General features: G+C 61.0%; 11 protein-coding genes and 1 pseudogene. 5 read left to right on the top strand and 7 right to left on the bottom strand.

The window, feature by feature from the left end:
• Positions 1-838: GntR family transcriptional regulator (locus I5W_RS25875; protein ID WP_306302683.1), on the top strand; the 838-nt coding region annotated here is incomplete at its 5' end.
• Positions 839-997: 159 nt separating this feature from the next.
• Here the strand turns inward: I5W_RS25875 and I5W_RS25870 are convergent.
• From I5W_RS25870 to I5W_RS25840, 7 genes are all read right to left on the bottom strand, one after another.
• Positions 998-2392 carry an FGGY-family carbohydrate kinase gene (locus I5W_RS25870; protein ID WP_044531409.1) on the bottom strand — a complete coding sequence of 465 codons (1395 nt, stop codon included), beginning with the start codon at positions 2390-2392 and terminating at the stop codon, positions 998-1000.
• Between the two features lie 35 nt (positions 2393-2427).
• Positions 2428-2742, bottom strand: coding sequence for an L-rhamnose mutarotase (locus tag I5W_RS25865; RefSeq protein WP_044531408.1), 315 nt, complete (start codon positions 2740-2742; stop codon positions 2428-2430).
• The gene (locus I5W_RS25860) at positions 2742-3761 is read right to left on the bottom strand and encodes an ABC transporter permease (protein WP_044531407.1); all 1020 of its coding nucleotides are present in this window, start codon (positions 3759-3761) and stop codon (positions 2742-2744) included. The genes I5W_RS25865 and I5W_RS25860 overlap by 1 nt, the downstream gene beginning before the upstream one ends.
• Positions 3758-4816 (bottom strand): ABC transporter permease, encoded by a 1059-nt coding sequence (locus I5W_RS25855; RefSeq protein WP_044531406.1) that lies wholly within the window; start codon positions 4814-4816, stop codon positions 3758-3760. The genes I5W_RS25860 and I5W_RS25855 overlap by 4 nt, the downstream gene beginning before the upstream one ends.
• Positions 4807-6411, bottom strand: a complete 1605-nt coding sequence (locus I5W_RS25850) for a sugar ABC transporter ATP-binding protein (protein WP_044531405.1) — start codon at positions 6409-6411, stop codon at positions 4807-4809. Before I5W_RS25850 ends, I5W_RS25855 begins: the two co-directional genes overlap by 10 nt.
• Positions 6412-6512: 101 nt before the next feature.
• Entirely contained in the window at positions 6513-7547 is a 1035-nt protein-coding gene (gene rhaS / locus I5W_RS25845; protein ID WP_085946792.1) for a rhamnose ABC transporter substrate-binding protein, read from the bottom strand.
• Between the two features lie 120 nt (positions 7548-7667).
• Positions 7668-8471 carry a DeoR/GlpR family DNA-binding transcription regulator gene (locus tag I5W_RS25840; RefSeq protein ID WP_044531404.1) on the bottom strand — a complete coding sequence of 268 codons (804 nt, stop codon included), beginning with the start codon at positions 8469-8471 and terminating at the stop codon, positions 7668-7670.
• Here I5W_RS25840 and I5W_RS32260 point away from each other — a divergent pair.
• From I5W_RS32260 to I5W_RS25825, 4 genes and pseudogenes are all read left to right on the top strand, one after another.
• Positions 8464-8601 (top strand): hypothetical protein, encoded by a 138-nt coding sequence (locus I5W_RS32260; RefSeq protein WP_159106153.1) that lies wholly within the window; start codon positions 8464-8466, stop codon positions 8599-8601. The genes I5W_RS25840 and I5W_RS32260 overlap by 8 nt on opposite strands.
• Before the next feature lie 131 nt (positions 8602-8732).
• Positions 8733-10858: pseudogene (locus I5W_RS25835) on the top strand (bifunctional rhamnulose-1-phosphate aldolase/short-chain dehydrogenase).
• Between the two features lie 81 nt (positions 10859-10939).
• Positions 10940-12235 carry an L-rhamnose catabolism isomerase gene (gene rhaI, locus I5W_RS25830; protein WP_044531403.1) on the top strand — a complete coding sequence of 432 codons (1296 nt, stop codon included), beginning with the start codon at positions 10940-10942 and terminating at the stop codon, positions 12233-12235.
• Positions 12236-13078: 843 nt separating this feature from the next.
• Positions 13079-13809, top strand: a 731-nt coding sequence (locus I5W_RS25825) for an AraC family transcriptional regulator (RefSeq protein WP_044531410.1), incomplete at its 3' end; no start/stop codon positions are given.

Genomic DNA, 13809 nt, shown 5'->3' with positions numbered 1-13809 from the left:
CCCATTTAATATGTACGAACATATTAAATCTAATATGTCCGGACATGTAAGGCAAGTCTTATTTGCGCGTACAATATCTGTACACATTGCCCAGACCATGAAAAAGACCGTCCACAAGCCGCATTTCGCGGAAATTGCCAGAGAACTGAAAGAGAAGATTGCATCCGGAGAACACCCGGTAGGCAGCGTATTACCGGGAGAACTTGAGCTCAGTGCGCTCTATCAGACCAGCCGGCATACCATCCGCGCCGCCTTGCACGAACTGCAGCGACTGGGACTGGTCTCTCGCAAGAAGAACGCCGGCACGCGGGTCGAGTCGGCAGTACCGAAGGAAGAATTTCGTGCCTCGCTTGGTTCGCTGGAGGATCTGATCCAGTTCGGCACGGCGACGGTGCGCCAGGTACAGCACATCGAAACGGTCATCGTCGCGGACAAGTTGGCCGACAATGTGGGCTGCGGCAAAGGCAGCGCCTGGCTATGCGTGTCCAGCATTCGTTCCGACAGCAGCACTGGCAAGCCTGTGGGGTGGACGGATGTGTATGTCGATACCCAATACCTTGGGGTCGGCGCCCTGGTACGGGATGAGTCCGACTCTCTGATCAGCACGCTCATTGAGCGCCATTACGGACGTCGCGTGGACGAAATTCACCAGGTTGCCCGAGGCATTCTGATTGATGAAAAACTGGCCGCTCCATTGCAGGTTGTCCCTGGCAGCGTGGGCCTGGAGATCGTTCGCCGTTACTTGGATGCTGCGGGGCAAATGTTCGAGTTCTCTGTGTCGGTTCATCCCTCTGATCGTTTCGCGCTGGCCATGCGGCTGGAGCGTTTAGGTAACTGAAGGCGGATTGGACTTGTTGCCGTCAGGCCGCTATTGCTGTTCATCATCCGTCGTCCCAGCACGCCTTCGATGCATCAGCCCATGCTGGGAGACGATGTAGGCAGTACTGAAATGGCTGATGCTCGGTTCTCACCCGGCCGCAGCCCATTGACATTTCTGCTAAGCCGCGACCTGTTGCGCTTCATGGATCCTGCGCAGCCACTTCTCCCGATATGCTCCCAGCCCCTGCATCCTAAACGGCGCCACCGGCAACAATCCCGGTAGTTTCGGGGCTGGCCGAGGCTGCTCCCATTGCTCAAGCAGCCACCCTCCCAGGGTGGTACCGCTGGCATCATTGGACCGGTATACCCCGCGCGAGGCCAACGTCGCCAGTAGCGCAGCGAAGTGAGGGTTGGCTGTGAAGCTACCTTCGACCACGATATCGCCCGGCACATCTAGCGCGCTCAGACAGTAGTCGGTCATCAGTGCGCAGTAAAGCGTGGCCAGCGCATAGCGGCTGCCTGGCTGGTCCGGCAGCGAACCGATGATATTGCCGGCGATGCCGGCAAACGGTCCGCCGTATTCCGAGAAACACGGCAAGGCAAAGACCTGCGCATCGATGAGCGCCTGCAACTGTTCCTGGTTGCAGGCGACATCATCGCCGGCCAAGTGCGCAAATTCGCGCCCGCCCATGAAACGCATGCAGGCCACCGGCGCGCCCAGCACATTGACGTTGGCCAGCATGTCGCCCTCTTCCCGCAAGCTGCTGACGCGGCCATCGAGAGCAGCTGCGATCAGCCAGGTACCACTGGAGAGAACGATGCGCGGCCCGTCGTCGTCACCGCGCAGGTAGCGCAGCAAGGAAGCATTGCTGTCATGCACTCCGCACAAGACCGCGCAGTCCGCTGGCAAGCCGGTGCGCCGCGCCAGCTCCGGACGCACCGGACCAAGCCGCTCCCATGCACGACGCAGCGGCGGCATGAGCGGCATCCAGTTGCATTGCGCCGGCAGCGAGGAATAGCAATGCTGCTCTGGCTGCCACAGATCGGTATGGCAGCCCAGCGAACTCAGCTCTGCCGCTGCCACGCCCGACAAGCGCCATGACCAGTACTGCGGATACATCAGCAGGTATCGGGCGCGTGCGAAGGCTTGCGGAAATTGACGGGACTGCCAATACAGCTGCCGCCCCAGATTCAGTCCCGCTCCCAGCAACGGCGAGGCACTCTGCGCAAACGGAGGGCGCAGAGTCTCATAAGGAGGATGCTCGGCGCCCAATTCAAAATCGAATTCGTAATCCGCCACCGGCAGCACGATGCCGGCCTCATCCACCAACGCCGCCGTCGCCCCATGCGTGACCGGGACGATGGCCCGGATACGCCAGCGGTGCGCCAGTTCCGCCAGGTTGTCGAGCAACCAGGTCTCGATGGCCGCCACATCATGATGCGGATACTGCCCATCGTCGCGCGGCTGGTTGGCGCGGCGGCGCACGACCAGCTCCTTCCCTTGGGCATCGACCAGGGTGAGCTTGATGTTGGTCTTGCCGATGTCAAACACGGCAATGGCGTCAGCGTGCATTGGAGAGGGGTCTCCGGATCTCCCGACAACAGGATTCATGGCAGGTGGAACATCGGTATCAGAGTTTGTGTCACGGGCTGGTAGTTGCGTGTGGTTTCCATCAGGTCTGCCATTGAGGTCCACCAGCGCTGCATCAGTGGATTCAGCTGGAGCTGATCCATGCCGTGGTCAGACGTTCTCCGCAATACCGCGAACAGCTTGCCGCTGTCGGGATCGAGGAAGATGCTGTAGTCGCGAATGCCGGCCTGGCGCAGCAGGGCAGCGAGCTCCGGCCACAACGCGTCATGTCGTGCCCGGTACTGTTCGGCGCAGCCAGCGCGCAATTGCATGGTGAAGGCGATCTGTTCCATCAGCGCCCCGCTGTCCGCTTGCCGCGCAGCAGGCGCGGTATCGCAATGGTGGCCAGCAGCAGTGCACCGACCACGATGGTCATGATGATGCCGGGGATGTTGGCCAGCGCCAGCCCATAGGTCAGCATGCCCATGACCAGCACCGATAGCATTACGCCACCGATGGTGCCGGTGCCCCCGGCGATGCTGACACCGCCCAGGATGACCACCGTGATGATCTCCAGCTCCCAGCCCATGGCGATATTGGGCCGGGTGCTGCCGATGCGGCCGGTCAGGAAGAAGGCCGCCAGACCTGCCATTGCACCGGTCAGTACGAACAGCGCCAGCCGGTAGCGATCCACTGCGACGCCCGAGAAACGCGCGGCGACCGGATTGTTGCCGATGGCGTAGAGCTGCCGGCCCCAGCGGGTCACATGCAACAGCACGGCGAACATGGCGGCGGCCAGCAGCCAGACCACGAAGGGACGCGGCAGGACGTCGAAGAAGTAGCCCTGTCCCCAATCACCCAGCTCTGCCGGATATTGAGTAAAGGCCTGGTCGCCCAGCACAACGCTGGCCAGCCCGCGAAAAAGCGACATCGAGCCGATGGTCACCACAATGGAGGGCAGGCACAGGCGCGTGACCAGCGTGCCATTGAGCAAGCCGCAAGCCGTGCCGGTAGCGATGGCTATCAGCAGCAAGCCAAGCGGCGGCACGCCGGCCTGATTGGCCAGGCCCATGGCCACCGAGGCCAGCGCGATGATGGCCGAGACCGAAATGTCGATCTCGCGGCAGATGATCAGCAAGGCCATCGGCAAGGCGATCATGGCCTTCTCACTGAAGTTGAAGGTACTGTCAGCGAGGTTGTAGGGATCAAAGAAATGCGGCAGCAGCAGTCCGTTGACCATGCAGACCAACACCAGCAGGACAGCCAGCAAGGCCTCCCAATGGCGCAGCAGGTCGCGTGGATGGAAGCGGGCTTTTTCGTCGATGCGATAACGGGACCGTGGCGCGCAGGCCGGTTCACTCATGCTGCTCATGCTGTACTCCCGGTGGTGAGGGATTTCTGCCCGTGCAGTGGCAGGATCTGTTTGCGACCGCCCTGCTTGCCGCGGGCGTTGAGGACGACGGCGCAGAGGATGACCATGCCGGTCAGGGCGCTCTGCCAGAAGGGCGAGATGCGCATGATCGGCAGGGCATTGTTGATGACCGACAGGAACAACGCCCCCAGCACCGCGCCGCTGACCTGCCCGACGCCGCCGGCGATGCTGATGCCGCCGATCACGCAGGCGGCAATCACGGTCAACTCAAAGCCATAGGCGATCTCGGTATAGGCCACGGCATAGCGCGCCACCCACAGATATCCCGCCAGGCCAGCCATCGCACCCGAGAGACCGTAGGTCCAGAGCAGGCGCGCGGGACTCGCGATGCCAACGTAGGCAGCTGCGGCAGGATCATTGCCGATGGCATAGAGGTCGCGGCCGAAACGCGTGTGGCGGGCCAGGAACCAGATCGCCACTATCGCCAGCGCACCCAGCCAGACCAGGTGAGTAAGTCCTCCCAGCCGCGCCAGGGGGAAGGCGATGAAGTCGCCCGGCATGTTGCGCGAGGAGATCCATGCGCCACCGGAGAGCACGAATACCATTCCTCGAAAGACACTCATGCTGCCCAGCGTCACCACGATGGGCGGCAATTCCAGATAGCCGATCAGCCAGCCATTGAGCAGCCCCAGCAGCAATCCGATCAATACCGCCAGGACGATGAAAACACCCACCGGCAACTGCGGGAAATGCATCGCCAGCAGCGCCGACATCATGCCTGACAGCGCCAGGTTGGAGGCGACCGAGAGATCAATGCCGCGCGTGAGGATCACCAGCATCTGCGTCAGCGCCAGCATGATGGTGATGGCGCTGTCGGTGAGCAGGTTATCCATGCTCTGCGTACTCAGAAATACCGGTGCGCGCAAGCCCACCAGCAGGATCAGTACCACCGTCAGCAGCGCCAGCAGCGGCTCGCGGCGTTGCCAAAACGCCTCACCCGCCTCGCCTCCGGCGGCGGCAGGTGCGCGCCGGGAAATCAGGAAATTCAATGCCATGTGGGATCTCCTGCAGAAGTTGTGGTGGCAGCATCGGCGTACAGGCCACCCGAGGCAGCGGCAGCCAGCGCTTCGGCACTGGCTTGTTCGCGTGTGAAGACCTGTTGCACACGGCCCTGATGCATGACCACGATGCGGTCCGACATGCCCATCACTTCCGGCAGTTCGGACGACACCAGGATCACCGCCAGTCCTTGTGCCACCAGTTCGCCGATGAAACGATGCACGGCGGCCTTGGAGCCGATATCGATGCCCTTGGTCGGCTCATCCAGGATCAGTACGCGTGGCTGGGTGGCCAACCATTTGGCCAGCACCACCTTCTGCTGGTTGCCGCCCGAGAGCTGGGCCACTTGCTGGTAGAAGTGGCTGGCCTTGAGTTCGAGCTGCTCGCAAAGATGGCGTGCGATCCCGATCTCGCGGCGGCGATGGCGGCGCAGGAAGAAGCCTATGCCCGGCAGCACCGGCAAGGTGATGTTCTGGAAGATCGGCAGGGACAGCAAAGCACCCTGCCGCTGGCGATCTTCAGGCACGTAGGCCAGTCCATGAGCGATGGCCTGGGCCGGCGAAGTCAGCCTGACCTCCCGGCCATCAATGCGGACCATGCCCCGCGCCTCGGGAGAGAGACCGAACAGCGCATGCATGACCTCCGAGCGGCCAGCACCGACCAGTCCATAAAAGCCCACGATCTCACCAGGGCGAACCGAGAAGCTAACGCCATCGAATTCGCTGGGGTGCGAGAGATGATTGACCTCCAGTACCGGTGCCAGCTCGCTGGATGTCTGATTGGCCACCCGACTGAACACCTGGCCGACCTCGCGCCCCACCATCAACGCCACCAGTTGCTGCTCGGTGATATCGGCCAGTTCGCCACTGGCGACGAAGCGGCCGTCGCGCAGTACGGTGTAACGGTCGGCGACGGCATAGATCTCGTCGAATTTGTGGGAGATGAAGATGACCGCCGTACCGGCGCGGCGCAACTGGCCGATGATCCGATAGAGTTCACTGATCTCGTGGTGCGACAGCGCGGCCGTCGGTTCATCCATGATCACCACCTGCGCCTGTTGCGACAGGGCGCGTGCGATCTCGACGAAGTGGCGCTGGGCCACGCTCAGGTCCTTGACCTTTGCGCGCACGGGCAGGTCCACTTCGAGACGGGCAAACAGGGCGCGCGACTCCTCCTCCATGCGCCGCCAGTCGATGCGACGGGGCGTGCCGCACAAAGGCTGGCGGCCGACCCAGATGTTCTCGGCCACGCTCAGTTCCTCGAACATGACCGTTTCCTGGTGCACGGCGGTGATGCCGCCGCGCACCGCATCCTGTGCACTGGCAAAGCGCACCTCGCGCCCCGCCAGCGCAATGCTGCCTTCATCGGGCTGATGGATGCCGGTAAGGATCTTGACCAGCGTGGACTTGCCGGCACCATTTTCGCCCAGTAGGGCCATGACTTCGCCGGGGCGCACCGTGAAGCCGACATCGTGCAGCGCCACCACGCCCTGGAAGCGCTTTCCGATGCCGGAGAGGGTCAGCACCGGCGCGGTGCTTTCATCGGCGGCGGCACGCATGGCGCTGCGCGCCGGAGCCTGGGGGGAATGCATTGCTGTCCCGGGGAGGGATATTACGTGACTGGACATAAGCAGACCATGAGCGTGAGCAGGAGAGGAAAGGAGCGGCGGGCGCTCCCGCTGGCATCAAATCGTCAGAAGATTTTGGCGAATTTGTCCACGTTGCTGGCATCGTAAGTAAAGGGCGGTGCAAGCGCAGCCTCGCCTGCAGCATCGAGCTTGATGCTGCCCATGCGGCCTACGGCGATGCTCTCGCCATCCTTGCCCTGGGCCTTGCCCTTGACGAACTGGTAGGCGGCATAGGTCGCGGCATAACCGAGGTCGATCGGATTCCAGATGGCAAAACTCTTGACCGCACCGCTCTTGACGTGACCCGCCATCTCCGAGGGCAGGCCCAGACCGGTCACATAGACCTTGCCGACCAATTTCTCATCGACCACTGCCTTGCCGGCCGCATTGATGCCCACGGTAGTGGGCGCGATGATGGCCTTGAGACCTGGATTGCTGCGCAACAGGCCAATGGCTTCACGATAGCTCTTGTCGGACTGGTCGTCACCATAGACGGTCGCCACCAGCTTCATGCGCGCGAACTCGGGACGGGTCAACGCCTTCTTCATTTCACCAATCCAGATGTTCTGGTTGGTGGCCTGCGCAGTGGCCGAGAGGATGGCGATGTCGCCCGTACCACCTATGGCGTCGGAAGCCATCTGGATCTGCTTCAGGCCAATCAACTCGGCGTTGGACGGATTGAGTTGCATCAGGCGGCCGCCCTTGGCAATGCCGCTGTCGAAAGACAGCACCTTGACGCCGCGCTGGAGGGCACGCTTGGTGATCGGTACAAGGGCATTGGCATCGTTGGCCGAGATAACGATGGCATCAACCTTCTGGCTGATCAGGGAATTGACGATCTCGATCTGGCCTTCCGCCGTGGGTGTGGTCGGTCCGGTATAGATGACTTCCACATCACCGAGCTCGCGCGCAGCCTCCTTGGCACCTTCATGGGCGGCGTCGAAGAAGCCGTTACCAAGGCTCTTGACCACCATGGCGATGCGTACCTTGTCGGCAGCGTGGACGGGACCGGCGGCGACCAGGCCGATGGCACCGGCGGCCAGGGCCAGCAGCGCTGCGCGTAAAGGCCGTGCGGCCGCATTGAACGTGTTGCGGGTCATGTGTTGTCTCCTTGTTGAATGAGTAAGGTGCAGCCCTGTCTACGCAGGTGCCGTGTTGCAATCAAACGTACGTCGTTGTTATATTTCGCCCTGCCACGCGTGTATTACGCGCCATACCAGTCAACCCACCAGGGCCAGCCGTTCGTGCTCGGGGGGCACCGCGACGACCTTCACCCCGGCCTGCTCCATCATCTGTGCAGCGGCGTCCGAAATACCGGTATCGGTCACCAGGCAATTGACCCGGTTCAGGCCACACAGGATCAGACCGGCCTTGCGTGAGAACTTGCTGCTGTCGGCCAGCACCACCAGTTGTTCGGCCTGCCCCAGCAGCCGCTTTTCGGCCTGGATCAGCAAGGGATCGGCTTCCATCAGGCCTAGCATCGAAACTCCGTAGATACCCATGAACATCTTGCTGGCATAGTGATGCTGGGTAATGTCGTTCTCGAAGGGACTGAGGATGACGTTCTGCTCGCGATAGATCTGCCCGCCAGGAACGATGATCTGGTTCTCGCTGGTGGTGAGCAGGCGCTCGGCCATCAGGAAGGAATTGGTCAGGATCTTGAGGCGCTTCTGTGCCAGGAACTCGGCCATCAGGAAAGTGGTGGTGCCGCCATTGATGATGATGGTCTCGCCGTTATCGCACATCTCGGCCGCATGGCGGGCGATGGCACGCTTCTGACCAGGCTGTCGCGCCAGGCTGGCCTGGAAGGTCTCGCCCGAGAGCGCAAAGGCGCTGCGCTTCTGCGCCAGGCGCTCGGCACCGCCACGGGTCCGAGCAAGCATGTCGCGCTCGGCCAGCCAGGCGATATCGCGCCGTACCGTTGCCGCCGAAGCATTGAGCAACTGGCACAGCTGCTCGACGGTGAGCGCCGTATGCTCGCCCAGGAGCGACAGCAGGCGCTTGCGGCGATTGTGATTGATCATCTCTGTCTCCATGATGATGGCCGGCGGCTTTGGTCTCGGCCAAGCCTTGTCCGGCGTTTTTCGTTATGCAGCAAGACTAAGCGATCGCCAAAAAACAAGTCAACAATCAATCAATCAACTTGATGAGTGATTTGCAAACAATCATAAAGTTGATCGCAGATCGATTGACTCTGATTGCTTGCTGCTTTTTACTAGTCTCCATGCTGTTTGAGCAGGATTTTCGCGCCATTGTGCGCAGACATAACCACAACTGGAGACTTCATGACTATCGCTTCACCGACCGGACTCGCCCACGCCAAGGCGGGCCAATCACGCATCGCCTCGGCTTGGGATGATGCCTACGCCGCGACTCTGGACGAGCCGCATCTGCTGCTGTACCGCTCCAACCTGCTGGGCGCGGACAAGGAGATCACCAATTTTGGCGGCGGCAATACCTCGGCCAAGATCGCCATGCCCGATCCGCTGACCGGGGAGACGGTCGAGGTGCTGTGGGTCAAGGGCTCGGGTGGCGACCTGGGCAGCATCAAGCTGGATGGCTTCGCCACCCTCTACATGGAAAAACTGGAAGCCCTGCGCGGCCGCTACCGTGGCCTGGAGCATGAAGACGAGATGGTCGGCTACCTGCCCCATTGCACCTTCAACCTCAATGCCCGCGCCGCCAGCATCGACACCCCGCTGCACGCCTACATCCCGCGCCGCCATGTGGACCACATGCACCCGGATGCGGTCATCGCCATTGCCGCCTGCAAAAACAGCCGCGACCTCACGGCCCGCATCTTCGAGGGTGAACTGGGTTGGCTGCCGTGGCAGCGTCCCGGCTACGACCTGGGCCTGAAGCTAGAACAACTGGTGCGTGCCCAGCCGAAGCTCAAGGGCATCGTGCTCGAAGGCCACGGCCTTTTCACCTGGGGCGACAGCGCGCGCGAGTGCTATGAGAACACCCTCAACGTGATCCGCCGCGCAGATGCCTGGCTGGCCACAAACAGCCGTACCCCGGCCTTCGGTGGTGCGCGCTTCCAGTCCTTTGCAGCGGGCGAACGTGCCGCCCTGGCGGCACGCATCATGCCCTTGCTGCGCGGAAGATCAGCAAGAGTGAATACAAGCTGGGCCACTTCGATGACAGCGATGCCGTGCTCGAATTCGTCTGCAGCCAGGACCTGGGCCCGCTGGCCGCCTTGGGTACCTCCTGTCCCGATCACTTCCTGCGCACCAAGATCCGTCCGCTGGTGCTGGACTTCTCGCCCGAACAGCCCGACCTGGACGCGCTGGAAGCCGGCCTCGACGCGGCGCTCGAAGCCTATCGCCAGGACTACGCCGCCTACTATCAGCGCTGCGCCCGTCCCAACAGCCCGGCCATGCGCGACCCCAATCCGGTGATCTATCTCATCCCCGGAGTAGGGATGCTGTCCTTCGCCAAGGACAAGGCCACTGCACGTATTGCCGGCGAGTTCTACATCAATGCGGTCAACGTCATGCGCGGTGCCAACGGCGTGGACAGCTACGTCGGCCTGCCGGAGCAGGAAGCCTTCGATATCGAATACTGGTTGCTGGAAGAAGCCAAGCTGCAGCGCATGCCCAAGCCCAAGAGCCTGGCCGGACGCATCGCCCTGGTTACCGGCGGCGGCGGGGGCATTGGGCAGGCAGTAGCGCGCCAGTTGCTCGCTGAGGGGGCCTGCGTGATGCTGACCGATATTGATCAGTCCGCGCTCGACAGTGCGCAACAGGCCCTGCTCAAGCACGGGGGGCCGGATGCCATCGGCGTGGTGCGCGCCGACATCACCAGCGAAGCGGATGTAGCTACCATCCTCAACAGCGTGGCGCTGCGCTTCGGCGGCATCGACCTGCTGGTCTCCAATGCCGGCATCGCCTCGGCCTCGCCCCTGCAGGACACAAGCCTGGAAGTGTGGCAACGCAATCTCTCGGTGCTGGCCACCGGCTATTTCCTGGTCAGCCGTGCCGCCTTCTCCAGCATGCTGAGCCAAGGGCTGGGGGGCAGCATCGTCTATGTTGCAAGCAAGAATGGCCTGGTGGCTTCGGCGGGAGCCTCGGCGTATTGCACCGCCAAGGCCGCCGAGATCCACCTGGCGCGCTGCATCGCGCTGGAAGGTGCGCCGCATGGCATCCGCGTCAATGTGGTCAATCCGGATGCAGTCATTCGCGGCTCGCGCATCTGGGACGGCAAGTGGAAGGAAGAACGCGCCGCCTCCAACAAGATCGAGGCCGACGACGTCGAGGAATTCTATCGCCAGCGCAGCATGCTCAAGCGCAGCGTGCTGCCGGAGGATATCGCCGAAGCCGTCTATTTCTTCGCCAGCGAGAAGTCGGCCAAGAGCACCGGCAATATCCTCAATGTCGATGCCGGCAATGCGGGAGCCTTCACGCGCTGACGCTGACCCACCTCACCCTATTCAGCATTCCCTTCAACAACGATGACGATGCCCAAGGATGGCATAGTCGCAGGAGACAGCATGACTTATCGTATCGATCCGCAATTCATCGCCGAGCAGAACGCCCGCGCCCACCAGCAACTGCACTCCGATTATGAAGCGCTGGCGGGTATCCTTTCCAGGCGCGGCTGCGACATCGAGGCCCTGACGCGTCAGGCGCAAGCATTCGCAGTGGCCCTGCCGAGCTGGGGCGTCGGTACCGGCGGCACCCGCTTCGCGCGCTTCCCCGGCCAGGGCGAGCCACGCAATGTGTTCGACAAGATCGATGATTGCGGCACCATCCATCAGTTGACCCGCGTGACGCCCGGTGTTTCGCTGCACTTCCCATGGGACCACACCAACGATGCGCACGCCCTGCGTGAAGCCGCGACCCAGCATGGCCTGCACTTCGACGCCGTCAATTCCAACACCTTCCAGGATGCGGCCGGCCAGCCGCACAGCTACAAGTTCGGCAGCCTCACCGCACTTGATCCCGAGGTTCGCGCGCAAGCAGTGGCGCACAACATCGATTGCATCGAGCTGGGCCACGCGCTGGGATCGAAGGGCCTGACGGTGTGGATCGGCGACGGCGCCAATTTCCCCGGCCAGAGTAACCTGCGCGGCGCACTGGAACGCTATCTGGAGAGCATGCGCGCCATCTATGCCGCGCTACCGTCGGACTGGCTGGTCTACATTGAGCACAAGCTGTTCGAGCCAGCCTTCTATGCCACTACAATCGCTGACTGGGGTACCAGCTTTGCCTGCGCGACGGAACTCGGTCCCAAGGCCAAATGCCTGGTGGACCTGGGACATCATGCGCCCAATACCAACATCGAGATGATCGTGGCGCGACTGGCGCAGTTCGGCAAGCTGGGCGGTTTCCACTTCAACGACAGCAAGTATGGGGACGACGACCTGGATTCAGGCAGCATCAATCCCTTCCAGCTATTCCTGGTCTTCAACGAATTGCGCGATGCCGCCACGCGCGACGGCCAGGCGTTCAGCCCGGCCTACATGCTGGACCAGTCGCACAACGTCACCGATCCTATCGAAAGCCTGATGACCAGCGCCGTGGAAGTGCAGCGCGCTTACCTCCAGGCCGCGCTGGTGGATACGCAAGCTTTGTCGCATCACCAGAGGAACAACGATGTGCTAATGGCAGCGCAGACGCTCAAGCAGGCCTTCCGTACCGATGTGAGCGCGATCCTGGCCATGGCACGCTATCGCAGCGGGGGTGCCGTCGATCCGGTGGCTTTGTACCGTGCCAGCGCCTATCGCGATCACAAGCGTGAGGAGCGCCCGGTGGTGGCGGGACGCAGCAGCAGCGGCATCGTCTAACGACGTCTACTGGAGCACAGGCAAGGCAACAAACAGGAGGGAGCACCGCCACCGCTCCCTTCCTAGCGCAACACAGTAGGTGTGGTGGCGCATTGGGCGATTAGATCGATTATGGTAATCAACAGCCAACAGCTCAGTTATCAAGATTGATAAATTAGAAAGCAAACTGCATCTCCATATCTACATAACGCTCAGTGACAGTGGACCCGTACCATTCTGGAGAATGGACGTGTATCGTTTCCGCGGCTTGACAGAGTTGTGCGAGGGTAGCGCGGTCAGAGAGGATGCTTGGGTACGTTGGTGGGGTCAGCGGCATTCAGAATCCCCAAGTATAAGGATCTCATTGCAAACTAGAATAAGGCAGCTGCTACGCAGCCAGTCGACAAAGACCGTAGCTTCGCCACCAAGGCTATCTGTTCCCCCAAAAGATAGCTTTATCAATGAGGATGCTGATCATATTACTTTAGCACCATACTTTGAGGAACCACCGCGATCCGCACCATGCAAATGGAACACACTTTTAGCCAAGTCAAATCCGAGAATGTCGATATCCATGACACACTTCCACAATTAAATTGGATGAAACCTTAGTTTGATCCTATTGGCGGTGTCGGGTCAATCTCAGTAACTCAACAGTTGGCACGCAGCGTGTCCGAATAAGGCGGTGTGTACTAAGAAGAACTTGCATCGTGGTGCGCCGCTCTCTAATTCTAAATTATCCAATTTTCGAGGGCTGGTCAAAACAGCCCAGCCAAGTAAGCACTTGGACGCTAGTGAGTAAATTGGTCATAATGCTTTTAGACTCGGCCAATTTACCTTCTTCGATCCCCGGCTCAACACACCATGTCGGTCATTACAATATCAGATTTAACAGTAACTAGAGACGTCGACAGTGTTTCTCGACCCGTTGTGGCTCTGGGAGCGACTTCAGTTTCAAAGGGCTGGGAAAATGCCAAGCACAAGCATCGTAAGGCGCAACTGCTTTACTCGGTACGCGGAATCCTTAACTGCGAGATAGAAGATGGCGTCTGGATCGTTCCGCCGCAGTGCGCCGTATGGATACCAGGAGACTTACCTCATGCGGCGCATGGGGCGGGTCTAACAGAATGCTATTGCCTGTTTGTTGAGCCAGGCGCCGCACCGGATCTCCCGAAAACCTGTTGCACAATTTCTGTATCGCCATTATTACGCGAGCTTTTGCTGAAGGCGGCGGGCTTTCCAGAGTCGTATTCGCTAGGTGGGTGGGAAGAACGTTTGATTTCCGTATTGCTCGATGAGCTAGTTGTTGCTCCGGTGGAGGACCTCCATCTTCCCATGCCGCGCGACCCGCGACTGCGTCGGCTGGCCGAAATGATGCTGGCCGATCCCACCGAGAAGACAGCGAAGGGCGATTTGGCGGTGCGCATTGGTATGAGCGAGCGAAGCATGAGCCGTCTCCTGCTGCAGGAAATCGGTATGAGCTTCGGGCGTTGGCGTCGACAACTGCATGTAATCCTTGCGCTGCAACGTTTGACCAAGGCCGAAACCGTGCCACGGGTGGCATTAAAACTGGGCTACCAAAACCCCAGTGGGTT

Source organism: Herbaspirillum sp. B65, from assembly GCF_000333555.1.
Classification (GTDB): Bacteria; Pseudomonadota; Gammaproteobacteria; order Burkholderiales; family Burkholderiaceae_D; genus Herbaspirillum; species Herbaspirillum rubrisubalbicans.
Note: the sequence above shows the minus strand (reverse complement) of the source record. Positions and strands in the feature narration are given on the sequence as shown.

Coding starts and splice junctions, on each gene's coding strand:
- I5W_RS25870 (WP_044531409.1), bottom strand. CDS start 2,392: ATGCACGCTGACGCCATTGCCGTGTTTGACATCGGCAAGACCAACATC.
- I5W_RS25865 (WP_044531408.1), bottom strand. CDS start 2,742: ATGGAACAGATCGCCTTCACCATGCAATTGCGCGCTGGCTGCGCCGAA.
- I5W_RS25860 (WP_044531407.1), bottom strand. CDS start 3,761: ATGAGCAGCATGAGTGAACCGGCCTGCGCGCCACGGTCCCGTTATCGC.
- I5W_RS25855 (WP_044531406.1), bottom strand. CDS start 4,816: ATGGCATTGAATTTCCTGATTTCCCGGCGCGCACCTGCCGCCGCCGGA.
- I5W_RS25850 (WP_044531405.1), bottom strand. CDS start 6,411: ATGCATTCCCCCCAGGCTCCGGCGCGCAGCGCCATGCGTGCCGCCGCC.
- rhaS (WP_085946792.1), bottom strand. CDS start 7,547: ATGACCCGCAACACGTTCAATGCGGCCGCACGGCCTTTACGCGCAGCG.
- I5W_RS25840 (WP_044531404.1), bottom strand. CDS start 8,471: ATGATCAATCACAATCGCCGCAAGCGCCTGCTGTCGCTCCTGGGCGAG.
- rhaI (WP_044531403.1), top strand. CDS start 10,940: ATGACTTATCGTATCGATCCGCAATTCATCGCCGAGCAGAACGCCCGC.